The sequence below is a fragment of the Rhodobacterales bacterium HKCCA1288 genome, from assembly GCA_015693905.1.
In the GTDB taxonomy this organism is placed as follows: Bacteria; Pseudomonadota; Alphaproteobacteria; order Rhodobacterales; family Rhodobacteraceae; genus M30B80.
This window is the reverse complement of the sequence record CP065161.1, coordinates 699,767-725,138: the sequence shown is the minus strand read 5'-3', so window position 1 is coordinate 725,138 and position 25,372 is coordinate 699,767. Positions and strand designations below refer to the sequence as shown.

23 protein-coding genes are annotated in these 25,372 nt (G+C 57.2%); 8 read left to right on the top strand and 15 right to left on the bottom strand.

Going from position 1 to position 25,372, the window contains the following annotated elements; all coding sequences use genetic code 11:
- Position 1 precedes the first annotated feature (1 nt).
- A complete protein-coding gene (locus I3V23_03570; protein ID QPI86075.1) occupies positions 2-292 on the top strand; it encodes a DUF1330 domain-containing protein in 291 nt (96 codons plus the stop codon).
- A 77-nt stretch (positions 293-369) separates the two neighbouring features.
- On the opposite strand, the gene gltA is transcribed toward I3V23_03570, so the two are convergent.
- Both gltA and I3V23_03560 read right to left on the bottom strand, forming a co-directional pair.
- Entirely contained in the window at positions 370-1,662 is a 1,293-nt protein-coding gene (gene gltA / locus I3V23_03565) for a citrate (Si)-synthase (GenBank protein ID QPI86074.1), read from the bottom strand.
- 104 nt (positions 1,663-1,766) lie between these two features.
- Entirely contained in the window at positions 1,767-3,173 is a 1,407-nt protein-coding gene (locus I3V23_03560) for a glutamate--tRNA ligase (protein QPI86073.1), read from the bottom strand.
- Positions 3,174-3,287: 114 nt separating this feature from the next.
- On the opposite strand from I3V23_03560, the gene I3V23_03555 reads away from it, so the two are divergent.
- Entirely contained in the window at positions 3,288-4,514 is a 1,227-nt protein-coding gene (locus tag I3V23_03555; GenBank protein QPI86072.1) for a ComEC/Rec2 family competence protein, read from the top strand.
- Positions 4,515-4,529: 15 nt separating this feature from the next.
- The gene (locus I3V23_03550) at positions 4,530-5,408 is read left to right on the top strand and encodes a ComEC/Rec2 family competence protein (GenBank protein ID QPI86071.1); all 879 of its coding nucleotides are present in this window, start codon (positions 4,530-4,532) and stop codon (positions 5,406-5,408) included.
- A gap of 9 nt (positions 5,409-5,417) precedes the next feature.
- On the opposite strand, the gene lexA is transcribed toward I3V23_03550, so the two are convergent.
- The 6 genes from lexA to I3V23_03520 all read right to left on the bottom strand — a co-directional run bounded on the left by lexA (position 5,418) and on the right by I3V23_03520 (position 10,332).
- Complete coding sequence (lexA, locus tag I3V23_03545; protein ID QPI86070.1) at positions 5,418-6,125, bottom strand: transcriptional repressor LexA; 708 nt, start codon at positions 6,123-6,125, stop codon at positions 5,418-5,420.
- Between the two features lie 106 nt (positions 6,126-6,231).
- Complete coding sequence (locus I3V23_03540; GenBank protein ID QPI86069.1) at positions 6,232-7,419, bottom strand: molybdopterin molybdotransferase MoeA; 1,188 nt, start codon at positions 7,417-7,419, stop codon at positions 6,232-6,234.
- Entirely contained in the window at positions 7,416-7,898 is a 483-nt protein-coding gene (gene moaC / locus I3V23_03535) for a cyclic pyranopterin monophosphate synthase MoaC (protein ID QPI86068.1), read from the bottom strand. The genes I3V23_03540 and moaC overlap by 4 nt, the downstream gene beginning before the upstream one ends.
- 7 nt (positions 7,899-7,905) lie before the next feature.
- Positions 7,906-8,718 carry an indole-3-glycerol phosphate synthase TrpC gene (trpC, locus tag I3V23_03530; GenBank protein QPI86067.1) on the bottom strand — a complete coding sequence of 271 codons (813 nt, stop codon included), beginning with the start codon at positions 8,716-8,718 and terminating at the stop codon, positions 7,906-7,908.
- A 13-nt stretch (positions 8,719-8,731) separates the two neighbouring features.
- Entirely contained in the window at positions 8,732-9,748 is a 1,017-nt protein-coding gene (gene trpD / locus I3V23_03525) for an anthranilate phosphoribosyltransferase (protein QPI86066.1), read from the bottom strand.
- The gene (locus I3V23_03520) at positions 9,745-10,332 is read right to left on the bottom strand and encodes an aminodeoxychorismate/anthranilate synthase component II (GenBank protein ID QPI86065.1); all 588 of its coding nucleotides are present in this window, start codon (positions 10,330-10,332) and stop codon (positions 9,745-9,747) included. Before I3V23_03520 ends, trpD begins: the two co-directional genes overlap by 4 nt.
- A 188-nt stretch (positions 10,333-10,520) precedes the next feature.
- Here I3V23_03520 and I3V23_03515 point away from each other — a divergent pair, with 188 nt between their 5' ends.
- On the top strand, positions 10,521-11,447 hold the full coding sequence (locus I3V23_03515; GenBank protein ID QPI86064.1) for a divergent polysaccharide deacetylase family protein: 927 nt from the start codon (positions 10,521-10,523) through the stop codon (positions 11,445-11,447).
- 9 nt (positions 11,448-11,456) lie between these two features.
- Here I3V23_03515 and I3V23_03510 read toward each other — a convergent pair whose 3' ends face one another.
- The 3 genes from I3V23_03510 to ssb form a co-directional block, all read right to left on the bottom strand.
- Positions 11,457-12,980 carry an anthranilate synthase component I gene (locus I3V23_03510; GenBank protein ID QPI86063.1) on the bottom strand — a complete coding sequence of 508 codons (1,524 nt, stop codon included), beginning with the start codon at positions 12,978-12,980 and terminating at the stop codon, positions 11,457-11,459.
- A 10-nt stretch (positions 12,981-12,990) separates the two neighbouring features.
- Positions 12,991-14,847 carry a SurA N-terminal domain-containing protein gene (locus tag I3V23_03505; protein QPI86062.1) on the bottom strand — a complete coding sequence of 619 codons (1,857 nt, stop codon included), beginning with the start codon at positions 14,845-14,847 and terminating at the stop codon, positions 12,991-12,993.
- A 131-nt stretch (positions 14,848-14,978) separates the two neighbouring features.
- Positions 14,979-15,491 carry a single-stranded DNA-binding protein gene (gene ssb / locus I3V23_03500; GenBank protein QPI86061.1) on the bottom strand — a complete coding sequence of 171 codons (513 nt, stop codon included), beginning with the start codon at positions 15,489-15,491 and terminating at the stop codon, positions 14,979-14,981.
- Between the two features lie 229 nt (positions 15,492-15,720).
- Between ssb and I3V23_03495 the strand changes: the two genes are divergently transcribed.
- Positions 15,721-16,236: a lytic transglycosylase domain-containing protein gene (locus I3V23_03495; GenBank protein ID QPI86668.1), complete on the top strand. Its 516-nt coding sequence runs from the start codon at positions 15,721-15,723 to the stop codon at positions 16,234-16,236.
- Positions 16,237-16,240: 4 nt separating this feature from the next.
- Here I3V23_03495 and I3V23_03490 read toward each other — a convergent pair whose 3' ends face one another.
- The 4 genes from I3V23_03490 to I3V23_03475 form a co-directional block, all read right to left on the bottom strand.
- The gene (locus I3V23_03490) at positions 16,241-16,507 is read right to left on the bottom strand and encodes a hypothetical protein (protein ID QPI86060.1); all 267 of its coding nucleotides are present in this window, start codon (positions 16,505-16,507) and stop codon (positions 16,241-16,243) included.
- Positions 16,465-17,619, bottom strand: a complete 1,155-nt coding sequence (locus tag I3V23_03485) for an aromatic ring-hydroxylating dioxygenase subunit alpha (GenBank protein QPI86059.1) — start codon at positions 17,617-17,619, stop codon at positions 16,465-16,467. The genes I3V23_03490 and I3V23_03485 overlap by 43 nt, the downstream gene beginning before the upstream one ends.
- Positions 17,620-17,737: 118 nt before the next feature.
- The gene (ilvN, locus tag I3V23_03480; GenBank protein QPI86058.1) at positions 17,738-18,298 is read right to left on the bottom strand and encodes an acetolactate synthase small subunit; all 561 of its coding nucleotides are present in this window, start codon (positions 18,296-18,298) and stop codon (positions 17,738-17,740) included.
- A gap of 15 nt (positions 18,299-18,313) precedes the next feature.
- Positions 18,314-20,068, bottom strand: coding sequence for an acetolactate synthase 3 large subunit (locus I3V23_03475; protein ID QPI86057.1), 1,755 nt, complete (start codon positions 20,066-20,068; stop codon positions 18,314-18,316).
- Positions 20,069-20,774: 706 nt separating this feature from the next.
- Here I3V23_03475 and I3V23_03470 point away from each other — a divergent pair.
- From I3V23_03470 to I3V23_03460, 3 genes are all read left to right on the top strand, one after another.
- A complete protein-coding gene (locus I3V23_03470) occupies positions 20,775-21,860 on the top strand; it encodes a TRAP transporter substrate-binding protein (GenBank protein QPI86056.1) in 1,086 nt (361 codons plus the stop codon).
- 173 nt (positions 21,861-22,033) lie between these two features.
- Positions 22,034-22,933, top strand: coding sequence for a TRAP transporter small permease subunit (locus I3V23_03465; GenBank protein QPI86055.1), 900 nt, complete (start codon positions 22,034-22,036; stop codon positions 22,931-22,933).
- 38 nt (positions 22,934-22,971) lie between these two features.
- Positions 22,972-25,329, top strand: coding sequence for a TRAP transporter large permease subunit (locus I3V23_03460; protein QPI86054.1), 2,358 nt, complete (start codon positions 22,972-22,974; stop codon positions 25,327-25,329).
- Positions 25,330-25,372: the final 43 nt, after the last annotated feature.

The following is a 25,372-nucleotide window of genomic DNA, read 5'->3' as shown; positions in this document are numbered from 1 at the left end:
TATGGCAGGGGCATATTGGGTGGCGCATGTCACCGTTACAAATCCAGAGGAATATGCGCGCTATGCCGAATTGGCAGGCCCCGCGATTGCGGCCTTTGGTGGCAAATTCTTGGCCCGCGGTGGTGAGGTGATCATCAAAGAAGGGCAGGGTCATGCGCGCAATGTGGTGATCTGGTTCCCCAGTTTGGCCGATGCCAATGCCTGCTATGACAGCCCCGCCTATCAAGAGGCGATGGCATTTGCCAAGGACAGCTCAATACGCGAATTGGTCTTGATTGAAGGCGTGGAATAATCCACCGCGTGCCCTCAACGACACAAAAAAGCCGCCCCCTAGAGAGCGGCTTTTCTTCTTCCGTCTAAAGTGGTGCCTTAGCGCTTGGCGATATCGACATAATCGCGCTTGGTTGGGCCCGTATAAAGCTGACGCGGGCGGCCAATTTTTGCCGCAGGATCGTTCAGCATTTCTTTCCACTGTGCAATCCAACCCACTGTGCGGCTGACCGCGAAGATCGGGGTGAACATTGAGGTTGGGAACCCCATCGCATCCAAAATGATGCCCGAATAGAAATCCACGTTTGGATAGAGTTTCTTATCCGCGAAATAGCTGTCCTCAAGCGCGATTTTCTCAAGTTCTTTCGCAACTTGCAGGGTTGGATTGTTCTCAACACCCAACAGATCCAGCACCTCATCGGCGCTTTCCTTCATCACCTTCGCGCGAGGGTCAAAGTTTTTATAGACGCGGTGACCAAAGCCCATCAGGCGGAACGGGTCATTTTTGTCTTTCGCGCGGGCAATATATTCGGGAATGCGATCCACAGTGCCAATTTCGCGCAGCATTTCAAGGCAGGCTTGGTTCGCACCGCCATGCGCAGGCCCCCAAAGGCAGGCAATACCCGCCGCGATACAGGCAAACGGGTTTGCCCCAGACGAGCCCGCCAAACGCACCGTTGAGGTCGAGGCGTTTTGTTCGTGATCTGCGTGCAGCGTGAAAATGCGATCCATCGCGCGGCTTAGCACAGGATCAGGCACATATTCCTCGGCGGGCACGGCAAAGCACATCCGCAAGAAATTGGTCGCATAATCGAGGTCATTGCGTGGATACACAAAGGGCTGCCCGATGGAATATTTATAGGCCATCGCAGCAATGGTTGGCATTTTCGCGATCATACGGATCGAGGCCACTTCGCGCTGCCAAGGATCCGCAATATCGGTGCTGTCGTGATAGAAGGCCGACATTGCCCCTACGACACCCACCATTGTCGCCATTGGATGCGCGTCACGGCGGAAGCCACGGAAGAAATTATGCATCTGTTCGTGGATCATAGTGTGACGGGTCACGCGGGTCTCGAAATCTTCCAATTCGGCCGCTGTCGGCAATTCGCCATAAAGCAAGAGGTAGCAAACCTCGAGATAATGCGAATCTTTCGCCAGTTGGTCGATCGGGTAGCCGCGGTGCAAAAGTTCGCCCTTGTCGCCATCAATAAAGGTGATCTGGCTTTCGCAAGACGAGGTGGAGGTAAAGCCTGGGTCATGGGTGAACACGCCCGCTTGGCCATATAGTTTGGTGATGTCGATGACATCAGGCCCTGCTGTGGGGCTGTAGACGGGTAGATCGAAGTCGCGATCATTGATGCTGAGTTTGGCCGTTTTCGTGTCAGTCATGACGTTCCCTCTCGCTTTGCCGCGCAAAACACGGGGTTTGCACGGGGGGTGTTGACGTATCTGGCCGTAGCATGCGCTTGGGGCCTCATTGGTGCGGGTCTGGTTTAATCCGCACCAACCGTTGCATCCGTAAGTCGGGCAATGGATTCGTCCCGACCCAGCACGAGCATCATATCAAAGACGCTCGGTGAAACTGTTTGTCCCGACAAGGCCGCACGAAGCGGTGCTGCCAATTTGCCAAGCTTGGTCTCATGCGCCTCGGCGACTGCGCCGATCAGCGTTTCAAGACCCTCACGCGTCCACGTAGCATTCTGCAACTGCGCAGTCAATGATTTCAGTATACCACGGGATACATTATCCAGCGCCCCTAAGGCCTTTTCATCAGGTTTTATTGGTCTTTCGTTCAAAACAAATGCGGCCTTCATCAAAAGCTCAGGCAGGGATTTGGCGCGATCCTTTGTGCAATAGAGCGCGGATTTGAGGCCATCTTTCTGCGATTGCGAAAGGGCGGGCTGATTGGCCGCTGCGAGATATGTTTCAATATCCCCCAAAAGCGCGGCATCTTCCATCTGTGCGATATGCCATTGGCAGACATTTTCGAGCTTTTTGAAGTCAAGCCGCGCAGGCGATTTGCCAATGCCGCCCAGATCAAACCATTCGGTCGCTTGGGCATCGGTGAACAATTCATCATCACCATGGCTCCATCCCAGACGGGCGAGATAATTGCGCATTGCGGCAGGCGGGTATCCCATCGCGGCATATTCCTCGACCCCCAAAGCGCCGTGACGTTTGGACAGTTTTTTGCCGTCTGGCCCGTGGATCAGCGGGATATGTGCCCAAATCGGTAAATCCCATCCCATTGCGTGATAAATCTGGCTTTGCCGTGCGGCATTGTTGAGATGGTCATCGCCACGGATCACATGGGTCACACCCATGTCATGGTCATCGACCACCACCGCCAACATATAGGTCGGGGTTCCGTCCGAGCGCAGCAAAACCATATCATCCAACTGTGCGTTGCCGATGGTGACACGCCCCTGAACCTGATCTTCGATGATGGTTTCACCATCACGCGGCGCGCGCAGACGGATCACAAAGGGCGCGTCAGGGTGGGTTTCAGGGGCCGCATCCCGCCACGGGCTTTGATAAAGGGTGGATTTGCCTTCGGCCCGCGCCGCCTCGCGAAAGGCTTCGATCTCGTCTTGGGTGGCAAAGCATTTATAGGCCTTGCCATTTTCCAGCATCGCGCGCGCCACTTCGGCATGGCGGTCTGCGCGCTCAAACTGGCTGATGGGTTCCCCATCCCAATCGAGGCCAAGCCAAGCCAAGCCCTTTAAAATGGCCTCTGTCGCCTCTGGGGTCGAGCGGGCGCGATCCGTATCTTCGATCCGAAGCAGGAATTTTCCACCCCGCCCGCGCGCGTAAAGCCAGTTGAACAAGGCCGTGCGCGCGCCGCCAATATGCAAATACCCCGTGGGCGAGGGGGCGAAACGTGTGACAGGCTGGCTCATCGGCTTTCCTTTCGCGGGTTTGGGCGGTGGCCCTTAACCCTTCTCTTACAAACTTACGGCTAGGTTTGGCCCTGTGTTTAGGCACTCCGCAACAGGGAAACAAGGGCGCAGAACGTGCCGATTGCAGCACCACATCCACCGATCCACATCTGGACGCGCCGCCTTGGGTTTCGCGCTTTTGTTTCTAACCTCCGCGCGCAAGCCCAAGATCGATTTTTATGGGTGCCGGTCTTTTTGGCCGCAGGCATTGCAGCATATTTTGCGCTGCCTGTGGAACCTGACACGGGCACGCGCATCGCCGTTTTTGCAGCGGGGCTGTGCTGCGCAGCCCTTGGTGTTTGGGCGCGTGGCGGGATTGCGCTGATCTCTATTGGGCTTTCACTTTTCTTAATGGGGCTGTCCCTTGGGGCATGGCGCGCGCATCAAATGCAGGCTCCTATCTTGGGATGGCCATATTACGGCGTGATTGAGGGGCGGGTGGTGATGCTTGACCGCTCGGCCTCAGAGGCGCCGCGCCTGACTTTAGACCGCGTCACCATGGCCCCCATCAGCCCCCCCAGAACGCCAGACAGGCTGCGCCTGTCTTTGCATGGGCAATCGGTGCAAGTGCCGCAAATTGGCGATATCATTCGGATTGAGGCGCGCGCCTTGCCGCCATCGCCCGCATCAGAACCGAATGGGTTTGATTTCCAACGCCATGCCTATTTTCTGGGGCTTGGTGCCGTTGGCTACAGCCGCAAAGATTTCGAAGTGATTGACCATGATCCATCGGGCCTGTGGTTGACCCGCGCGCGGCTTGATCTTTCGCGCGCCATTCAAGCACGCATGCAGGCGGGGGCAGGGGGATTTGCCGCCGCGATTTTAACAGGGGATCGCGCGGGCCTGATCGCCACCGATGTCGAGGCGATGCGCGACACCAATATCGCCCATCTCCTTGCAATATCTGGGCTGCATATGGGGCTTTTGACGGGGTTTGTTTTTACGGCCTTGCGGGTGATCTTGGCCCTTTTTCCGCGCGTGGCGCTCTACTACCCGACCAAGAAATGGGCGGCTATTGCAGCCCTTGCTGCGGGCGGGTTCTATCTGGCCCTTTCGGGCGGGTCAGTCGCGACCGAGCGCGCCTATATTCAGGTCGCGGTCATGTTCACGGCGGTTCTCTGTGATCGGCGGGCGATTTCACTGCGCTCTGTTGCGATTGCAGCTTTGATCGTGCTGATCCGCCGACCCGAGACATTGTTATCGCCGGGCTTTCAGATGTCATTTGCGGCCACGGCGGCGCTTGTGGTTGGGTTTGGGGCCTTGTTGCGCCTGTTTACGGGGCGGACGGGCCCGCGCTCTTAGGGGTGGCGGTTGGGAATGGCAGTGTTAGGGGTGGTTGTCTCATCCATTCTTGCAGGGGCAGCAACTGCGCCTTTTGCGGCGATGCATTTCAACCGCCTCACCACCTATGGCTTGGTCGCGAATTTGATTGCGATGCCGATCATGGGCATTTTGGTGATGCCATTGGGGGTTGTGGCAGGCCTGCTTGCGCCTTTTGGTCTTGCCAATTTGGCGCTCTATCCGATGGAGCAGGGCCTGACCCTCATCTTATCCGTGGCGCATGAGGTGGCGGCATGGCCGCGTGCGGTGCGTATGGTCGTCAGCCCCGCACCGCTTGTCATGCCCGTTTTCGCGGCGGGGTTTGTGGGCGGATTGATTTGGAACGGGCCAATGCGGGCCGCCTTTCTCTTGCCCATGGGAGTGGCCCTTTGGATTTCGGGCCAAAGCCCGCGACCAGACATCTTGATTGCCCCTTCAGCGCGTCTTGTCGGGGTGATGGATGCGGCGGGCCTACGTGTGCCAAGCCATGCGCGCGGCGAGAGGTTCGTGGTGGATCTCTGGCTTGAAAACGATGGGGATCGCGCGACCCAACCCGAGGCGGCCGCACGACCGCTTTGGCAGGCGGAGGGGGCAGGGCAGGCTGCCACCGTCAAAGGGTATCGTGTTTGGCACGGGCGGGGCGAGGCGGCCTTGGCGGATGCCCTTTCTGCCTGTGGGGCAGCGGATGTTGTGATCCTTGCCGCCCGTCTAAACCCATCGGATAGTCCGGGGCCTTGCCTATTTTTTGATGCGCGCGATATGGCCCGTGCAGGCGCTGTGGCCTTGCATTTGCCCCAAGGGGGTATCGGCCCAATTGCCATAGAAACAAGCCGCGCATCACAGGGTGCGCGGCTTTGGTCTGGCAGGTCACGATAAAAGGGGGGGTCAGTAAACCCGCACCAAGCCAACAAGGCGACCTTGCACTTTTACCTGACCTTCGGGCAGAACACGGGTTTCATAGGCAGGGTTGGCCGCCTCAAGCGCGATCATATTGCCCTTGCGGCGAAAGCGTTTGAGCGTGGCCTCATAGCCTTCGACCAAGGCCACAACGATGTCACCATTCTCGGCGCTGTTGCGTTCTTCGATGATGACCATATCGCCATCATTGATGCCCGCCTCAATCATAGAGTCGCCTTTAACCTCTAGCGCGTAATGCGCCCGCCCTGCGGCCAACATGGAGGCAGGCACGCTGACATGATGCGAGATATCCGCCAAAGCCTCAATCGGGGTGCCGGCTGCGATGCGGCCCATCATTGGCAATTCGCTGACCCCGCGGGTCTCAACCGCTTGCGCGCGGGCGGGCGGGTCGACCCTGTCCCCCTCGATCACGCGGGGCGCAAAGCCTGCTTTGGCCCCAGTGCCAAATTTCTGCTCCAACGCATCGGGCAGTTTTACAATCTCCAGCGCGCGGGCCTTATGGGCCAGACGGCGGATAAAGCCCCGTTCCTCAAGGGCCGTGATTAGACGATGGATGCCCGATTTCGAGCGCAAATCCAGCTCATCCTTCATCTCGTCAAAACTGGGGGGAACACCGTCCTTTTGCATGCGGCGGTGGATGAATTCCAACAGGTCTAGCTGCTTTTTCGTCAACATCTCGAACGGGCCTCTGCTCATGCATCGCTTGGCGTGATGCGGTTATGTTCGATGAATGTTCTACCCTTGTTCGCCTATTTTGTCAACGCCCCTGCGATTTTAGGTGTTAAAGGCTGAGGTAATCAACAAGATCACCCGCCTTGCGCGGCCCGTCATGCGGGGGGCGGATCAACAAGGCACCCGCCTCGGCGAAAATGGTCAAGAGCGCGCTGTCTTGGCTTGTAAAGGGGGCAATATGTGGCAGCGCCGCCCCCTTTTGCGGCGCGAGGCTCGCGCGCATGTAATGGGCGCGGGGGCCATTGGCGGGCAGATCCGTTGACAGTCGCGCCTGTTTGGTGCGGCGCGGGGATTTGGGCAGGCCTTGGAAGGCGCGCAATTGCGGCACCATGAAAAGATGCCCGCACACCATGGCGGATACGGGGTTTCCTGGCAAACCCAAGAGGGCCGCATCCCCCATCCGCCCCGCCATCAGCGGCTTTCCCGGGCGCATCGCAATTTTATAAAAGCTGCGCTCAAGCCCCAGATCTTGGGCCACGGCGCCAACCAAATCATGATCGCCCACCGATGCACCGCCCACAGTGACAATCAAATCCGCGCCTTTTGCCATCTCAAACGTGGCGGCAAGGCTGTCGCGCCTGTCGCGTGCAATCGGCAAAAGGCGCACGACCGCGCCCTCAGCCTCGGCCATTGCGGCCAAACCATAGGTGTTTGAGGCAATGATTTGATCAGGGCGCGGGGTTTCACCGGGGCTGACCAATTCATCCCCTGTGGCAATGATTGCCACCTCAGGGCGGCGATAAACCGAGAGGCGCGGCGCATTCATGGCCGCGGCCAAGGCCAGATCCGCAGGGGTCAGGCGGCGTGGTGGGGTCATCTCTGCCCCTTCTTTGAAATCAGCGCCCGCAGGGCGAATATGGGGTGCGTCATCCACTGCATTGATCTCGATATGATCCTCTGAGGTGGTGACATCCTCTTGGATCACAATATGATCGGCCCCTTGCGGCAGGGGGGCGCCCGTGAAAATACGCACCGCCTCACCTTGGCCAATCTGGCCCTGCCAGGCTTGTCCTGCGGGGGCCGCACCCACCACCCGCAGCCGCGCGCCAAGGCACAAATCCGCTTTGCGGATTGCATAGCCATCCATCGCAGAGGCCGCAAAGGGCGGCTGATCACGCATCGCCACAACAGGCCGCGCCAAAACCCGCCCCGCTGCATTGCGCAAGGGGATATCTTCAACCCCCAAGGGCTGCGCTAAGTCCAAACACTGCGCGAGGGCCTCACTTACGGAAATCATTGCGCCTCGTATTTCCCTGACTTACCGCCATCTTTGAGCAGCACGCGCAGCCCGCCGATTTCCATCGCGCGGTCGGCGGCTTTGAGCATGTCATAGACCGTCAGCGCGGCGGTAGAGGCGGCGGTCAGCGCCTCCATCTCAACCCCCGTTTGGCCCGTGGTTTTCACAATCGCCACGATCCGCACCCCAGGCAGGGCGCTGTCTGCCTCAAGCGTCAAGGCCACTTTTGACAAGGATAAAGGATGGCACAACGGGATCAAATCGGCGGTTTTCTTCGCCCCCATGATCCCTGCAAGCCGCGCGACCCCCAAAACATCGCCCTTTTTCGCAGTGCCACTTTCCACAAGCGCCAATGTCTCAGGGGCCATGCGCACAAAACATTCGGCCATCGCCACGCGATCAGTCGCGTCTTTGGCAGAGATATCCACCATATGCGCCTGTCCGTCTTTGTCGAAATGGGTCAGTTTTTGCTCGCTCATGCCGCCCTCACATTGTGCCAGTATAGGGGTCAGATAAGAGCGCGCTTGTGGCCGCGGCCACATCATCCGCGCGCATCAGGCTTTCGCCAATCAGGAAACTGCGCGCCCCATATTTTGCCATATCGGCCAAATCTGCGGGGGTGAAAAGCCCGCTTTCGCAGATCAAAAGCCGATCTTCCGGGGCCATGCGCGACAGGCGTCGGGTGGTCTCAAGGCTGGTCTCAAAGGTGTTGAGATTGCGGTTATTGATCCCCAAGAGGCGTGATTTTAGGGCGCTTGCGCGCTCTAGCTCGGCCTCATCATGCACTTCGATCAGCGCATCCATTCCCCAATCAAACGCTGCCGCCTCAAGCTCGGCGGCTTGGGCATCACTGACAGATGCCATGATAATCAAAATGCAATCGGCCCCCCAAGCGCGCGCCTCGGCCACTTGATACGTGTCATAGAGGAAATCTTTGCGCAGCGCGGGCAGGGTGGTTGCGGCGCGTGCCGCCACCAGATAGTCAGGCGCACCCTGAAAACTGGGGGTGTCGGTCAGAACCGAGAGGCAGGTGGCCCCGCCCGCCTCATAGGCCTGTGCAAGGGCCGGCGGATCAAAATCAGGGCGGATCAACCCTTTGGAGGGGCTCGCCTTCTTGATTTCAGCAATCAAGCCATAGCCTTCGCGGCTGGCCTCTTGTAGCGCCTCGGCGAAGGGGCGGAGGGGGGGGGCATTGCGCGCCGCATCCTCAACCTCGCTAAGAGGCCTCGCTGCCTTTGCGGCTGCGATTTCCTCAAGCTTATAGGCTTTGATTTTTTCTAGGATCGTGGGGGTGCTCATGCGGCCTCCGATGTCAGGCTTGCGATGTCAGGCGGGCAAGGGCGGTTAGTTTTGCCTTTGCCTTGCCGCTGTCGATGCTGTCGCGGGCCATCTCGACCCCAGTGGGCAGATCACTGGCGTGATCCGCAACGACAAGCGCACAGGCCGCATTCAAGAGAACCGCATCGCGATAGGCTGATGGCGCCCCCTCAAGCAGCGCGGCAAAAGCGCGGCCATTCTCCTCAGGAGAGCCCCCCAAGATATCGCGCAAGGGGTGAACGGGCAGGCCTGCATCCTCGGGGTGAATTTCACCGCCTGTGATTTTTCCATCCTCAAGCTTTGCAACCTGTGTGGCCCCGCAGATCGACACCTCATCGCTGCCGTCATCCCCATGGACAAGCCATGCTTTCTCGGATCCCAAATCCTTGAGAACTTCAGCCATTGGGAAAATCAGGTCAATCGCAAAGGCCCCCGTCAATTGCCGCCTCACCCCTGCAGGGTTGGTCAAAGGCCCAAGGATGTTGAAGATGGTTTTGCATCCCAATTCTTGGCGCACGGGCATGACATGTTTGATCGCGGGGTGATGCATTGGGGCCATCATAAAGCCGATGCCAATTTCATTAATGGCACGTTCTGCGACTTCGGCGCCGACCATGACATTGACCCCCAAGGCGGTCAGCGCATCTGCCGCCCCTGATTTGGACGACAGATTGCGATTGCCATGTTTGGCCACGGTCACCCCTGCACCCGCCACCACAAAGGCGGTCGCGGTGGAAATGTTCAGCGTGCCCATGCCATCGCCACCTGTCCCCACGATATCTATCGCGCCTGCGGGTGCGGAAACGGCGGTGCATTTTGCGCGCATCACAGCCGCCGCCGCCGCATATTCTGAGACGGATTCACCGCGCGCGCGCAAGGCCATCAACAAGCCCCCCATTTGCGCGGCGGTTGCTGTGCCCTCGAACAGATGTGTGAAGGCCGTCTCGGCTTGGGCGCGGGACAGTGGCCCTTCTGAGGCCGCAAAGATCAGGGGTTTCATTGCATCGCTCATGCAGGCACCGCTCCCTTCGTTGTGTCGATAAAGGTTTTCAGCATCGCATGGCCATGTTCCGAACGAATGCTTTCGGGATGAAATTGCACGCCCTCAATCGGCAGTGTTTTATGGCGCAGCCCCATAATCGTGCCGTCTGTTAATTCCGCTGTGACCTCAAGACAATCGGGCAGAGAGGCGCGCTCGACCACCAGACTGTGATAGCGCGTGGCAAAAAGGGGCGAAGGTAGGCCTGCAAAGACCCCGATCCCCTTGTGATGGATCTCGCCCAGTTTGCCATGCACGATTTCATGGCACTGCACGACCTTACCCCCAAAGGCCTCGCCAATGGTTTGATGCCCCAAGCACACGCCAAAAAGCGGCACGCGGGCCTCGGCGGCAGCGCGGGTCAGATCAAGGCAGATACCCGCCTGTGCGGGGTCACAAGGCCCAGGTGACAGAACAATCCCATCTGGCCCCATGGACAAGGCCTCGGTCACTGTCAGCGCGTCATTGCGCAAAACGCGGGTTTCTGCCCCAAGCTCGCCCAAGTAGTGAACAAGGTTATAGGTGAAACTGTCGTAATTATCGATCAAGAGAAGCATGACGGGCTCGCGGAATTGGGGGTGTTTTGGCAGATCACTCAGGCTATAAATGTTCAGAGCCGCGCCTCGGGGTCAAGGGAGGTGGGGCTGAAAACATGCGGCACTGCGCAGATTGATTGGCACAAGAGAGGGTAAAGTCGGATGCTAAAGGGGTTTTTGGTCGGTGCCGTGATCGGCACGGTGATCTCTTGACGGGATTATTGGGCACATCCTATTTCTTAGGGCAAGACACGAGCGGGGTGGTGGAGCAGGCCCAAGAGGCCGCACGCCCTGATCCCGTGGTCGCCCCCTCCCCAGATCCTGCCCCTGCCGCCGCACCTGAGCCAGAACCGCAGCCAGAACCCGAGCCAGAACGCGTGATTTTGCCAACAATCACGCCAGATGCCCCTGTTGCACAAGCCGCGATGCCCCCCGTTTCGGCCTCGGCACCCATGCCAGAGCCCGAAGATCTGCCTGCGGTTGTGGCCTACGCAACGCCGTTTTCTGCACCGCAATCTGTGCCGCTTTTCTCAATCTTGCTTTATGATGATCCCGAATTTCCGCTGACCGATAGCACCCTGCAAAGCCTAACTGTGCCTGTGAGCATCGTGATTGATCCCACGCGCATGGATGCAGAGGCGCAACTGGCGCGATATCGTGCGGCAGGGATTGAGGCGGTCATAGAGGCGCGGTTTGCCGATCTTGCGGCATTCGAGGCCGCGCTCGACCGCCTGCCGCAAACTGTGGCCTTGCTTGACAGCGCAGATGGAACATTGCGCGGGGATATTTCCCTCCAAGGTCAGGTTCTGGCGCGGATGGGGGAAACGGGCCATGGGCTGATTGCAGGCGCCTTCGGTCTTGGCGGTCTTGAGCAGGCCGCCACCCGCGATGGCGTTCCCGCCGCGCGTCTTTACCGCGTTTTGGATGACGAGGGGCAATCTGCGCCCGTCATGTTGCGGCTTTTGGATCGTGCGGCTTTTGAGGCACAGCAAACAGGCAGCGCGATTGTTTTGGGCCGCAGCTATCCCGAAACCTTGGCGGCGCTTTTGTCTTGGGGGGCAGGGCAGGCGGCGGTGAACGCAAGCTATGCGGTCGCGCCCGTCTCAGCGATCTTGCAACAGACCCTCGCGCGCTAGGCGTTCGGTCTAATCTTTGCTTTGGGATTGGCCCGCGAATTGCGCGGCCTCTGCCGCAGCTTTGCGCAAGGCGCGCGATTTGTTCACGGTTTCCATGAATTCCGCCTCGGGGTCACTGTCATAGACAACGCCACCGCCCGCTTGGATGTAAAGCTGTGCATCTTTTAAAACAGCCGTGCGCAAGGCGATACAAATATCCATATCGCCGCCCGCGCTGAAATACCCGACACCGCCCCCATAAACGCCGCGCTTTTCTGGCTCAAGCTCGTCAATAATCTGCATGGCGCGCAATTTCGGCGCGCCCGAGACTGTGCCTGCGGGCAGACCCGCCAAAAGGGCGGAAAGCGCGTCATGCTCATCCGACAATTCGCCCACAACATTCGACACGATATGCATCACATGGCTGTAGCGTTCGACAATGAATTCTTCGGTTGGACGCACTGTGCCTATTTTGGCGACACGACCCACATCGTTGCGGCCCAAATCCAGCAGCATAAGATGTTCGGCCAATTCTTTTTTATCGCTCAGCAAATCCGCCTCAAGCGCGCGATCTTCTTCGGGCGTTGCACCGCGGGGGCGTGTGCCTGCAATCGGGCGAATGGTGACTTGGCTGCCTTTGACCTGCACCAAAATCTCTGGGCTTGCGCCAACGACCTGATAAGGCCCGAAATTGAAGAAGAACATATAGGGCGAAGGGTTCGTGCGCCGCAACGCGCGATAGAGGGCGAAGGGCGGATGCGGGAAATCCTGCGTCCAGCGCTGCGAGGGGACAACCTGAAAAATATCGCCCGCTCGAATATAGGCCTTGGCCTTGTCCACGGCGGCGAAATAGCCCTCTTTAGTGAAATTGGAAATGGGCTCAACGCCAGACGTGTCTGCATCCGCCCCCAAATGGCGTTGCGCAATGGCAGGGGCCTGTTCGAGCTTGTCGAGCGCCTCTTGCACCCGCGCGCAGGCCGCCGCATAGGCGGTTTCCGCCGAAATATCCGCCGAGAAGAACGCAGGCGACACCAAGGTTACATCGCCCTTAACCCCATCTAGCACGGCAACCAAAGATGGGCGCATCATCACGGCATCAGGCAGGCCAAGCGGGTCTGGGTTCACATCGGGCAAATGCTCCACCAAACGGATCATATCATAGCCCAAATAGCCGAATAGACCCGCTGCGGCCTGTGGCATATCGGCGGGCAGATCAATTTGACTTTCGGCCAAAAGCGCGCGCAGTGAGGTGAGGGGCGCGCTGTCGCACTCAACAAAATGATCCCGATCTTGGGCAGCGTGGCGGTTGATCCGCGCCTGGGTGCCGTGACATTCCCAGATCACATCGGGGGCCATGCCCACGATTGAATAGCGGCCGCGCAATTCCCCGCCCGTGACAGATTCAAGCATGAAACTGTCTTGGCCCGCATTGGCAAGTTTCAGCATCAGCGAAACAGGCGTATCCAAATCAGCAGCCAAACGGGCATAGACAATCTGGTTTTTGCCTTGCGCCCAACCTTCGGCGAAGCTGTCAAAACGGGTGATTAGCGCCATGATCCGTGCCTTATGGGAAGGATGCGTGGACTTGGTTGACCACGGATTGGTTAAAGGTAAGGCCGACCGCCGATTGCATCTGGCGTCCGAAATCTTCGAATAAATCGGCCGTCAGGGACTGGCTGATTTGTTGGGTCAGGATATTGGCCAAAAGATCCGTATCAGGGTCGGCGCGATCGGCAGGGTTGATCGCATCAAGGCGCACGACCAAGGCCTGCGCCTCACCGCCGACAACCGCAATCTCGCCCGTGCGGGACAGGCCAAACACTGTTTGCACCAGCGCGTCAGGCGTATCCGCGATAAAGTCATTGCGCCGCACATCTGTCTCGCGCATCAAGCCGCCAAACCGCTCAAGGCGCCGACCCGAGGCCGCGATATCGGCGCGGATTTCTTCGGCGCGGGCCAAGAGCGCGTCTTGGGTCGCATAGATTGTCCAATCCGCGATGACATCCGCGCGCACATCGTCAAGAGGCGGCAGGGTTGGCAACACGATTTGGTCAAGCCGCAGGGCGAATACCCCGCCATCGGAGAGATCGAGAATTTCGGGGAAATCCCCATCTTCAATCGTGTCTGCAACCGCGCGGAAAGCTTCGTAGGCGGCAATGCCATCCTCTTGGCTGCCATCATAGCGGATCGTGCCAAGCACCATTTGCGTCTCATCCGCGACCTCCTCAAGGGTGGCGCCTGAGGCGAGGAGGTCGTCAAACCCTTCGCGCAGGTCAGAAATGGCGCGGCGCGCGGCATCCGCCGTGACTTCGCTGCGCAGGTCGTCCTGCACCTCTTCGAACGGGATTTCTGTCGCATCCAACACGGCATTGATGCGGAAAATTGCAGGGCCAAAGGGCGAGGCAACGGGGCCCACGAATTCCGCATCGCTTGCGGCGAAAACGGCCTCTGCCTCGGTGGCAGAGAGATCATCGCGGGTAACATCCCCCATATCGGTGTCTTCCAACAACAGCCCACGTTCGCTCACGAGGGTTTCAAAATCTGCGCTGCCGTCATTGAGGCGCGCCCAAGCGGCTTCGGCCTCGGCTTCGGTGGGGTAGACCAAACGCTCCACCAAGCGGCGCTCGGGTTGGCGGTATTCCTCAATGCGTTCCTGATAGAGGCTTTGCAGCGTGCTGTCGCTGACGGGGATATCATCCATGATGATGTTGGGCGTGATCCAGATATAGGTGATCTCGCGGGCCTCGGGCAAGGTAAAGCGATCTGGGAACGCCTCGTAATGGGTTATGATCTGCTCTTCCGTAGGGGCAGGCACGGGGGCGTCCAAATCGGCGGCGGTCAAAGGCAGATAAGAAAAGCCACGGGATTCTTGTTGATAGGCCACCAAAGGATCAACCAATGCCGCAGGCGCAGGCACGCGCCCCAAAATCGCAGATTGCAGGATGGAGCGGGCGATATCCGCACGAATTTCTTCCTCAAATTCGCCGGCACTCAAACCACGTTGGCTAAGAAAAAACTCATAGGCTTGGCGGTCGAACGTGCCATCTGCACCTTGGAAAGCGGGGATTTGCAAAATCTGGTTGGCGATCTCCTCATCCCCGATGGAGAGCGTCATCATCGCCGCCTCATTATCAAGGGCCGCGCGCGCAAAAAGGCCCTGACGCACCTGTGCATCTATGCCGTTGGCAATCAGCATCGACAGGGTCACATTTTCCCCCGTCTCCCCGCTGCGGGCACGCAATTCTTGATCTAGGGCGCGGGCATAATCTTCGGCGCTGATCTCAATATCGCCGACCGATCCCATCCGCGAGGCGCCGCCTGAGAACGACCCGATCCCAAAGCCTGCTAGGGCCACAAATAGCAGGCCAAGGATTGCCCAGACAAAAATCTTGGACAGGGATTTTCGGGCCGATTTGCTCATATGCGTATCTCGCTTTGTTGCGCTGTGCCGATCTTGTGCCTGACAAAAGCCACCACGCGCAACCCGCGCGGGTGGCATTTACCAAATTTGTGATGAGGATTTACGCGCTTGGGGCAGGGGGGGCAAGCAACTTAGAAGGGGATTTCGTCATCCATATCGCTTGGCATGGATTGGCCCGCACCACCGCGATCCATTCCGCGATCATCTGGGAAACCGCCGCCGCTGATGCGGTCATCTCCGCCGCCATAGCCGCCGCTATCGCCATAGCTGCCACCACCACCCGATTGGTCATTGCGACCATCAAGCAAGGTCAACTCGCCACGATAGGGACGCAAGACCACCTCGGTCGTGTAACGATCCTGCCCATTTTGATCCTGCCATTTGCGGGTTTCCAACTGGCCTTCGATATAGACCTTTGACCCTTTGCGCAGATATTGTTCTGCAATGCGGGCCAAAGGTTCTGAGAAAATCGCCACCGAGTGCCATTCTGTGCGCTCGCGCCGCTCGCCTGTGTTGCGATCTTTCCAGTTTTCAGATGTCGCGATGCGCAAATTGCACACTTTGCCGCCATTCTGAAAGCTGCGCACCTCAGGGTCGCGCCCCAAATTCCCGACCAGAATTACCTTATTAACCGAACCTGCCATGTCACCTCTCCCATAGTCGTGGCCGCGAATCTGCGCCTTTGAGATATGTTTAGACCATCGTAAATTGGTTAATGAAACCCGAATTTCATTTGCAGGCGGCGCACAAGCGCTTGGCGCTGTAGGGGATACAGGCTAAAACAACACAGGTTTATGAGGTGAATGGGCCGTGAAGGTGCAGAAAGTCAGCCTGATTTCTGTGGGATTTGTCCTAATATTTGGGCAAATCTCTATGGCCTATGGCAATAGCCTTGATCGTTTCCGTTCAGCGGCACGGGTTTTGGACAGCCGCGCCTCAAGCCAATATTCCAATTCAGAACGCTTGCGCCCTGATTACGATGCGGCCCTTGGCGCGGCGATCCCGCGCTTTTCGGGGCAGGCCCCTCAGGCCTATCTTGATCTTGCCCGCAATGCAGCGCGCCGTCATGGCGTGCCTGAGGATTTGTTCCTACGCCTTGTTGCGGTTGAATCGAACTGGAACCCGCGCGCCATCAGCCACGCGGGGGCGATTGGTTTGGCACAATTGATGCCAGATACGGCTGATCTCTTGGGGGTAAACCCGCATGATCCTGCGCAAAACCTAGAAGGGGGTGCGCGCTATTTGGCGATGCAATATCGCAATTTCCGCTCATGGCGTTTGGCCTTGGCGGCCTATAATGCAGGGCCACAAGCCGTGAACACCCATGGCGGTGTGCCGCCCTTTCAAGAGACACAAAATTATGTGCGCCGTATTTTGGGGGGTGGGTGAGCGCCTAGCCGGTCGGCTCGGCCCCCAATTCGACCAAGGCACGCCGATAGGTTTCGGCCTCGGGCAGCCCTGCATCTAGGGCAAACACATAAGCATGGGTCAAATAAAACGCGGCAGAGGCCGCATCCATATCATCGGCGGCCTTCGCATATATCTGCGCAATGCGTTCTTTATCGCCTGCCGCATGGGCCGCAAGAAGTGCGGCATCAAGCGCGGATTTTGGGGCGCTCACAATCCGCTTTCCGTGTCGCGCAACCGCTGCGCCACCCATTGGTGGAACATATGTGTCGGCCCGTCCATCGCGGGGGCAAAGCGGCCCCCATCAAACCCTGCGGCAGCACGCCCTTTTTGCATCCCCTCCACCACAAAAATATCTTCGATAAAGACATCCTTCCACAGCTTGGCGTTTTTCGCGCGCAAGGCAGGATCGGTCTTTGGGGTGGCATAGTAGAGATGCACATGTTCGCGCGTGCGGTTATGGGCGACAGGCTCTAGAATGATCGCAAAGGCATGATCGCGATGCACGCCCAGCAAGACATTGGGATAAAGCGCGATATATTCGGCGGCGGTGTCCCATGCCTGCGACAGCCCGTCAAAATCAGGGAAGCTTTGACCTTTCTCATCCTTGAGCTGGCGATAGACAAGCGTGCCTTGGCCCGAGAATTTTTGTTCTTCTTCAATGTGATAGTGATCTTCGAGGCGTGAATAGCTGTTCAGGCCCGGATGCACCCATGGCAAGTGATAGCTCTCGCAATAATTCTCGACTGCGAGTTTCCAATTCGTATTCACATCCAAGGTAAAGCGGCTGTCTTCGCCGCCATGATAAAGCGGCTTTTCAAATTCAGCCCAACGGGTGAGGGCGGCTTGGTGTTGGGTTTCAAAATCGGGCGCATCGCCCGAAAGGTTGATAAATACCACATCTCGCCAGATATGGCTGCGCACCTCTTTGAGGCCCAAGGTCGCCCGCTCAATCCCTTCATGTTGGTTTTGGCCTGGCCCGCCCACATGGGGCGTGGCCACAAGGCGGCCATCCTTGGCATAGCACCATGAATGATAGGGGCAGCGGATCGCGCCTTCGATTTTGCGCGGCGCATCGACCAAAATCATACCGCGGTGACGGCAGATGTTGAAAAAGACCCGCACCGCCCCTGTGTCATCACGCAAAAGCAGCAGGGGTTGGCCCAAAAATTCAATCGGTTTTGCATCGCCATTTTCAGGCACATCGGCCCCAACGGCCAAAGCGGCCCATTGATGCTCAAGCGCCGCGCGGTTTTCACGAGCGATTGTTGCGGGGTCGGTGTAATGCGCATTCGGCAGGCCATTGGCGCGCGAAATTGGCGCAAGAACGCTGTCGAGATCGTGCTTGATCAAATCATCAGGCATAGGTCTTTCCCCCCAAGAAAAGATGCGCCCCAGATGGGGATGATCTTTTTTGAAGGCTAAGGCCGCACTGATCTTATCAAAACGCGACCTTTGAGACTATGGGAAGCGACCTATGCGGTTACGCACCGCGCGCAATTGCAGCAACGCCTGTGCGGGCAACCTCTAACAGGCCCAAGGGGCGCATGAGATCGGCAAAGGCGTCAATTTTCTCGGGCGTGCCTGTGATTTCAAAGACGAAACTTTCCAAAGTGCTGTCCACCACATTGGCGCGGAAAATCTCGGCAATGCGCAAGGCTTCGACACGATGCTCACCCTTGCCTTTGACCTTGAACAAGGCCAATTCACGGCTGACCATCGCGCCTTCCACGGTGAGGTCATGCACCTCATGGACGGGCACCATACGCTCAAGCTGCATTTTGATTTGGTTGATCACCTGCGGCGTGCCTGAGGTCACAATCGTGATGCGTGACCGATGGCCTGCATGATCAACCTCAGCCACAGTCAGGCTTTCGATATTATAACCACGGCCCGAAAACAGCCCGATGACACGGGCCAGAACGCCCGCTTCGTTTTGCACCAAAACCGCAAGCGTGTGGGTTTCAATCGCGTCAGACATATGGCTGCGCAGATCATAGGCCGAATGGCTGCTAGAGCCTTTTTCGATATTGAGCGGAGACATGATTACACCCTTTCCTTAGACCAAGACGCTGCCCTTGGCGTCAATCACGCCTTGGGTTTCAGCCTCGCCCAACAACATTTCATTATGTGCCTTGCCCGATGGGATCATTGGGAAGCAATTTTCATGCTTCTCAACCAAACAGTCGAAAATCACAGGCCCGTCATAGGCGAGCATTTCTTTAATCGCCTCATCCAGATCATCAGGATTATCGCACAGGATACCCTTGCACCCGAACGCTTCGGCCAGTTTCACGAAATCGGGCAGGGCCTCTGACCATGAATGGCTGTAGCGTTCGCCATGCAGCAATTCCTGCCATTGGCGCACCATGCCAAGACGTTCGTTGTTGAGGATGAATTGCTTGACGGGCAGGCGGTATTGCACGGCCGTGCCCATTTCCTGCATGTTCATCAGCCATGATGCCTCGCCCGCCACATTGATTACTAAGGCGTCAGGATGGGCGACCTGCACCCCGATTGAGGCGGGTGTGCCATAGCCCATTGTGCCAAGGCCGCCAGAGGTCATCCAACGATTGGGGTCTTCAAAACCCAAATATTGCGCGGCCCACATCTGGTGTTGGCCGACCTCAGTTGTGATGTAGCGATCCATGCCTTTCGTCAGCGCCTCAAGCCGCTCAAGCGCATATTGCGGTTTGATTGTCTTGGTCGAATTTTTATAGCTGAGGCATTTCACGGCGCGCCATTCTTCGATCTGGCCCCACCATTTCTTGACCGCTGCGGAATTCGTTTTGCTGCCGCGCGATTTCCAGATGCGCAGCATATCTTCCAACACATGGGACACATCCCCGATGATAGGGAAATCCGCATGGATCACCTTGTTAATCGAGGAGGGATCAATATCGACATGCGCCTTGAGGCTGTTTGGCGAAAACGCGTTGATGCGCCCTGTGATGCGGTCGTCAAACCGCGCGCCAATATTGATCATCAAATCGCAGCCATGCATGGCAAGGTTGGCCTCGTAAAGGCCATGCATACCCAGCATCCCCAACCATTTCTCGCCTGATGCGGGATAGGCGCCAAGCCCCATCAAGGTTGACGTGATAGGAAATCCAGTCGCCTCGACCAGTTCACGCAGCAGCTTGCTCGCCGCGGGGCCAGAATTGATCACGCCGCCGCCTGTGTAAAAAATCGGACGCTCCGCCTGTTCCATGGCCTCGACCAAGGCGGTGATCATCGCGGTGTCGCCTTTGACGCGCGGGGTATAGTGATCAACCTTCGCGCGGGGCTTTTCGACATAGGTGCCTGTTGCGAATTGCACATCTTTTGGAATGTCGATCAAAACGGGGCCTGGGCGGCCTTTTGTGGCGATGTGAAACGCCTCGTGAATGGTGGATGACAGGTGATCTGTGTCTTTGACCAACCAGTTCATCTTGGTGCAGGGGCGGGTGATGCCAACTGTATCGGCCTCTTGGAATGCGTCTGACCCAATCATGAAGGTTGGAACCTGACCCGTCAGAACCACGATTGGGATCGAATCCATCAACGCATCCACCAACCCTGTCACAGCATTGGTTGCCCCGGGGCCAGAGGTGACCAACACAACACCCGGTTTGCCCGTGGCGCGGGCATAGCCTTCGGCGGCATGCACCGCCCCTTGCTCATGACGCACAAGAATGTGGCGAATGTGATTTTGTTGAAAGATCTCGTCATAGATGGGCAGAACGGCGCCACCTGGATACCCGAACACCGTATCAACGCCTTGTTCGATCAAGGCTTCGACCACCATCTTTGCACCGGTCATCTGACGAGTCATCTGTGTTTGTCCTTCGTTTTACACTTTGGCCGCTATACGGGGCGGTGTTTTATGGGGTGTTGCGAATAAAAAAGCCCTCGGTGATATCCGAGGGCGCATGGGGGTTTTTATGGCTATCGTCACCGACCCATGCGCACTGTCACTCCCACATTTACGACCACCAAATCTAGCATCCCAATCTCCTATAATTGGGGCGACATTAGGTATCCGCGGGGGGGAGGTCAACAGCGTTTGCAGGGTAGAAATTAAATAAACTGTCTTTTGGCGGCGAAAATGCGCAATTTTATATCCCAGAATAGCCCGATTGGATGGTTTTCTGAATTCGACCATCCGAACTTGGGGATGATGGCCGCTTTTGCTTTCCGATAGGACTATGCGCTTTGGGAGGGGCAAGATCGGGGAAACTGTAGGTGCCCTTGCGTTTGAAAAGATTCGGAGCGCGGGCGCAGATCATGGCGAGTGCGCAGCGTTCAATTGTAACCTTAAGTTGATCGCTTGCGTAAAATCCATTCACCTCTTCTAAAATTAGGTCAGAATTTGCGATATATTTTAGGGAAAATGGCTCTTTTGGTAAAAAAATTTTACAAAATCGGGGCTTCGAGCGCGGAAATTGGTTTGCGGCGCAATTTTGTTGCTGTAGCGTGGCAGAACCTTGAAACGAAAAACTGTCGCACCAATGCGGCAGTGTCCGAATGGGAGGAATACTATGGATCGTCGTTCTTTCTTGAGAACGTCTGCCCTTGGGGGGACAGCAGCCGCAGCTTCGACTTTGGCCGCACCACTTTACGCTCAGGGCAATCGTACGCTGACATTGGTAACTTCGGTTCCTGATGGTTTCGCGATCTTTGATGACGCGGCACAGATGGCGGCAGACTACATCACTGCTATGACCGATGGTCAGCTGACCATCAACAAGATGCCTGCAGGCAGCCTTGTTGGCGCGTTCGAAGTGTTTGACGCCGTGTCCTCTGGTCAGGCTGATATGTATCACTCGGCTGATTACTACTTCTTGAACCAGCACCCTGGCTTTGCATTCTTCACCGCCGTGCCTTTCGGTATGACTGGTCAGGAATTCGCCAACTGGTATTACAACCGTGGTGGCCACGAGCTGCACAACGAGCTTGCAGGTCTCTTTAACCTGAAATCCTTCACTTGCGGCAACACAGCGATGCAGCCAGGTGGTTGGTTCAACAAAGAAATCAACTCGGCTGATGACCTTCAGGGTCTGCGCTTCCGTATGCCCGGCCAGGGTGGTCAGGTTCTTGGCCGCTTGGGTGCATCCGTTCAGAACATTCCTGGCGGCGAAATCTATCAGGCGCTTGCTTCTGGTCAGATTGACGGTGCGGAATGGATCGGCCCCTTCGCGGATGAGCGCATGGGCTTCCAGGAAGCAACCTCGATCTACTACACCGCAGGCTTCCACGAGCCAGGTTCTGCATTGACCTTGTCGTTCAACCTCGATGTTTACGAAAGCTTCACCAATGCACAGAAGCAAATCGTTGACGCGGCATGTGCGGCAGCAAACTCCAAATCCTTGGCGATGACGCTGCAGGAAAACGGTGCGGCGCTTGAGCGTCTGCGCGCAGGCGGCATCCAGACACGTCAGTTCCCTGATGATGTTTGGGATGCGTTCGGCCGTGCTTCCGCAGAAGTGCGCGAAGAGAACATGGGCGATCCGATCTATGCACAGATCGCAGAAAGCTACTTCGCTGCGATGCAGGAATCGGTCGGCTGGTATGACATCGGTGATGGCGAATATATGCGCCAGCGTAACCGTGTGAACGCAGGCTAATCGTCTGAACTTCGGCTCCTCTCCCGTGCAAGCGGGGGAGGAGTTTTTCTTACATCTCCCCGAAGCTGCCTCTCATAGCGGGACAGATCCAGCGCCAAGCGCGTGCAGATTTCTGCGTGCTGCGGTGCTGCAAATTCCGTTGATGCAACGCCCGCTTCTGCAAGGATAGTCACATGATTGATTTCATTGTCTGGGTCTTCACCAATATCGCGATGGCCCCTTACAATCTGGCAATCGCGCTCATGAACCCTGGGTCATGGTTGGATTGGAGCAATAACGAGTCCCTCGTGCGGTTCATCTACTATGGTGCATCGGTGGAGTTCTTCTTTGTCGTCTTCACCGCCTTCTTGATCATCACCGTCATCGGTGCGGTTTGGAAACGCCAAATCCTATGGGCGATGGTGCGCGCGCTTGAGGCATTCGCCAATGGCGTGGGTCGCACAGTTGCATGGGTTGGCTTAATCATGGTGCTGCAGCAGGTGATGATCGTCTTCCTGCAAAGAATTTTCCGCGTGCCAGATATTCAGCTTGGCCCGCTTGGGATCAGTTTTGCGCAAGACCTGTCTTGGTGGGCTGAGGAACTAAAGCTTTATAACGCTATGATCGTCTGCCTTTGCGTGTCTTACACATTCGTGCAGGGCGGGCATGTGCGCGTTGACCTGTTTTATTCTGGCATGAAACACCGCGCAAGGCGCATTGTCGACATGGGCGGGGCGCTGTTCTTTATGCTGCCCACAACCGTTCTGACCTACCTTTACGCATGGTTCTTCATGTGGCGTCACCTTGTGGTGCCAAACCCCTCCGCCTCAAGCGAGTTGGATCGTATGATCATGCAAGCGCGTGTGTTGCGGTGGAACGTGGAAACCATCGGCTTTAGCCCCAACGGGTTTAACGCCTATTTCATCTTCAAGGTCTTGTTGGTCATCTTCTGCGTCATGGTTTTCGTCCATGCGCTGGCGGTGTTTTGGCGCGCCTTCCTCGAATATGTCGAGGGTGAAGAAAGCGCAGACAAGTATCGTGACCTTGACCCGCAAGATGCAGAGACTGAAGCCCTGCATGCTGCGGGCCATTAAGATCCACGCCTAGACGTGCCTGAAGGAAAGAAAAGAAAATGATTTTTGGATTGGATGGAATTGAGATCGGTCTGATTATCGTGTTCCTGACGCTGTTTGGCGGGATCATGACAGGCTTCCCCGTTGCCTTTGCTATTGGCGGGGCGGGGATCATCTCCTTTGCGATTATTGCTGCGCTCGACTCGGCGGGGTTATTGATCCACCAAGCGATTGATACGGCCTCTGACCAGTATCACGCCTTGGTCGAAAGCGGGATTGCCCGCGAAACCATATCGGTGTTCCGATACCCCGAATTGCCGCGGATTGAGGAACATCTCTTCCCCGGCGGGTGGGAAATGGCGATGGATCGCAACATCTCCTTTATCGTGAACCGCATGAACGAGCGTGTGATCGCGGGTCAGTCCATCGAAACGCTTTTGGCCGTTTTGATGTTCGTTTTGATGGGGATCACGCTGGAGCGTTCAAAGATCGCCGATGACCTGCTGACCACCATGGCGCGCGTCTTTGGCCCGCTGCCCGGTGGCTTGGCGGTGTCCATCGTGATTGTGGGTGCGTTCCTTGCGGCCTCCACGGGGATCGTTGGGGCGACTGTGGTGACCATGGGCCTCTTGGCTTTGCCAACAATGTTGCGCAACAACTACTCGCCCGAACTGGCAACGGGTGTGATTGCGGCCTCTGGCACTTTGGGCCAGATTATCCCGCCCTCTATCGTGATTGTTCTTCTGGGCACATTGGTGGGTGACCTCTATGCTACGGGCCAGGAAACCCGTGCCCAAGTGGCGGGTTGCACCGATGCGTTGACCTATCTGGGCGAGCCTGCGGTTCTTTCTGTGGGCACCTTGTTCCAAGCCGCGATTTTGCCAGGTATCTTCTTGGCGTTCCTTTATGCTGCTTATGCCTTCGGCTTTGCCTTGTTCAATCCAAGCAAGGCGCCTGCGGTTCAGATGGGCTCGACCAATGCGACCCCGATCACCCGCAATGAGGCGCTGACATGGTTCTTGGCCGCGCCTGCCGCCCTTATCTTTGCGGCGGTTCTTGGGGCAAGTAGCGGTGTGATTGGCAGCCAGTCGATCTTTGTTTCCAACATGGAAAACAACAGCCGTTCCGCCAGCCTGCGCACGAATGTGAGCGAAACCTGCCAAGCGGCGATGATTGAGCTGCATGGCCAAGAGGCATGGGATCAAGCCGTGGTTGAGACGGCCGAGATTGCAGCATCAGGTGCAACAGGTGAAACCCGCGAATTGTCCGAAGAGGAAATGGCTGCAGCTCGCGAGGCGGCGGTTGCCAATGCGGCACCGATCGGGTCTGGCGTGGCGACAATCTTTATCCTCTTGGCACTGATCCTGACCACGGCACGCGGTGTTGCGCCAAATGAAAACGCGCGTCCGTTGCTGATCGGTGGGATCGGCGTGGCCTTGGCCTTTGCGGTGGATATGTTGTTCATCACGCCCGCGACCAGTTCGGGTGCAGCGTGGATCTACCTCGCCCTTCCGTTTGCCCTCACCATTTATGGCTGTCGGATTGCAATGATGCGGATGTCGCAAAATGATCTGTTGCGCGTGGTGTTCCCGCCCCTCGTTCTGATCGTTGCGGTTTTGGGATCTATCCTTGGCGGTATTTCCAACCCGACACCTGCGGCGGCTTTGGGTGCGGCAGGGGCGATCATGCTCGCCGCGCATCGTAAGCTGAGCGAAGAAGACAAGAAATCAAAGATCGTGATCTGGGCGTCTTTCGCGCTGGTCATCCTGATCTTGGTGGGTGTCAATTTCGATCTGCGCATCAGCCGCTCTGAGGTGCCGTTGCAAGATTGGATTGCTTATTTCATCGCGCAATTTGCCTATCACTTCGCCTTCGGCGGGCTGCTTTACAGCTGCTATGTTCTCTATCGCCGCAGCGTTCTGACGCCTGTGGTGCGGGAAACGGCAAAAGTGACCTCGATGGTGTTCACCATTCTCATCGGGTCGCAGTTGTTGAACCTTGTTCTGATCTCCTTCGGGGGCGAGCATTACATTCAACAATTCCTGCGCGCTTTCGACAATGAGATGGTCGTGTTCCTCTTGGTGATGCTGATCTTGTTTGTCTTGGGCTTTGTTCTCGACTTCCTCGAGATCATCTACATCGTGATCCCAATCGTGGGGCCTGTTATTTATGGCGGCACATTGGATCCGAAATGGGTGACCATCATGATCGCGGTGAACCTGCAGACCTCGTTCCTGACACCGCCCTTTGGATTTGCGTTGTTCTATCTGCGCGGGGTTGCCCCTGCCAGCGTGACGACACGCAACATCTATCGCGGCGTGATCCCCTTCGTGTTGATCCAAGTTGTGGGACTGGGCCTGTTGTGGCTGTTCCCTGACATCGTGACCATCGTGCCTGACCTTCTGCCCAACAATTAAGGGCAGAGGACAGGGTGCATGAAAAAGCGCGGCCCCCCAATTT

Bases quoted from the DNA above. Each gene is read 5' to 3' on its own strand.
- I3V23_03570 (QPI86075.1), top strand. From the start codon at position 2: ATGGCAGGGGCATATTGGGTGGCGCATGTCACCGTTACAAATCCAGAG.
- gltA (QPI86074.1), bottom strand. From the start codon at position 1,662: ATGACTGACACGAAAACGGCCAAACTCAGCATCAATGATCGCGACTTC.
- I3V23_03560 (QPI86073.1), bottom strand. From the start codon at position 3,173: ATGAGCCAGCCTGTCACACGTTTCGCCCCCTCGCCCACGGGGTATTTG.
- I3V23_03550 (QPI86071.1), top strand. From the start codon at position 4,530: ATGGCAGTGTTAGGGGTGGTTGTCTCATCCATTCTTGCAGGGGCAGCA.
- lexA (QPI86070.1), bottom strand. From the start codon at position 6,125: ATGTTGACGAAAAAGCAGCTAGACCTGTTGGAATTCATCCACCGCCGC.
- I3V23_03540 (QPI86069.1), bottom strand. From the start codon at position 7,419: ATGATTTCCGTAAGTGAGGCCCTCGCGCAGTGTTTGGACTTAGCGCAG.
- moaC (QPI86068.1), bottom strand. From the start codon at position 7,898: ATGAGCGAGCAAAAACTGACCCATTTCGACAAAGACGGACAGGCGCAT.
- trpC (QPI86067.1), bottom strand. From the start codon at position 8,718: ATGAGCACCCCCACGATCCTAGAAAAAATCAAAGCCTATAAGCTTGAG.
- trpD (QPI86066.1), bottom strand. From the start codon at position 9,748: ATGAGCGATGCAATGAAACCCCTGATCTTTGCGGCCTCAGAAGGGCCA.
- I3V23_03520 (QPI86065.1), bottom strand. From the start codon at position 10,332: ATGCTTCTCTTGATCGATAATTACGACAGTTTCACCTATAACCTTGTT.
- I3V23_03510 (QPI86063.1), bottom strand. From the start codon at position 12,980: ATGGCGCTAATCACCCGTTTTGACAGCTTCGCCGAAGGTTGGGCGCAA.
- I3V23_03505 (QPI86062.1), bottom strand. From the start codon at position 14,847: ATGAGCAAATCGGCCCGAAAATCCCTGTCCAAGATTTTTGTCTGGGCA.
- ssb (QPI86061.1), bottom strand. From the start codon at position 15,491: ATGGCAGGTTCGGTTAATAAGGTAATTCTGGTCGGGAATTTGGGGCGC.
- I3V23_03495 (QPI86668.1), top strand. From the start codon at position 15,721: ATGGCCTATGGCAATAGCCTTGATCGTTTCCGTTCAGCGGCACGGGTT.
- I3V23_03490 (QPI86060.1), bottom strand. From the start codon at position 16,507: ATGGGTGGCGCAGCGGTTGCGCGACACGGAAAGCGGATTGTGAGCGCC.
- I3V23_03485 (QPI86059.1), bottom strand. From the start codon at position 17,619: ATGCCTGATGATTTGATCAAGCACGATCTCGACAGCGTTCTTGCGCCA.
- ilvN (QPI86058.1), bottom strand. From the start codon at position 18,298: ATGTCTCCGCTCAATATCGAAAAAGGCTCTAGCAGCCATTCGGCCTAT.
- I3V23_03475 (QPI86057.1), bottom strand. From the start codon at position 20,068: ATGACTCGTCAGATGACCGGTGCAAAGATGGTGGTCGAAGCCTTGATC.
- I3V23_03470 (QPI86056.1), top strand. From the start codon at position 20,775: ATGGATCGTCGTTCTTTCTTGAGAACGTCTGCCCTTGGGGGGACAGCA.
- I3V23_03465 (QPI86055.1), top strand. From the start codon at position 22,034: ATGATTGATTTCATTGTCTGGGTCTTCACCAATATCGCGATGGCCCCT.
- I3V23_03460 (QPI86054.1), top strand. From the start codon at position 22,972: ATGATTTTTGGATTGGATGGAATTGAGATCGGTCTGATTATCGTGTTC.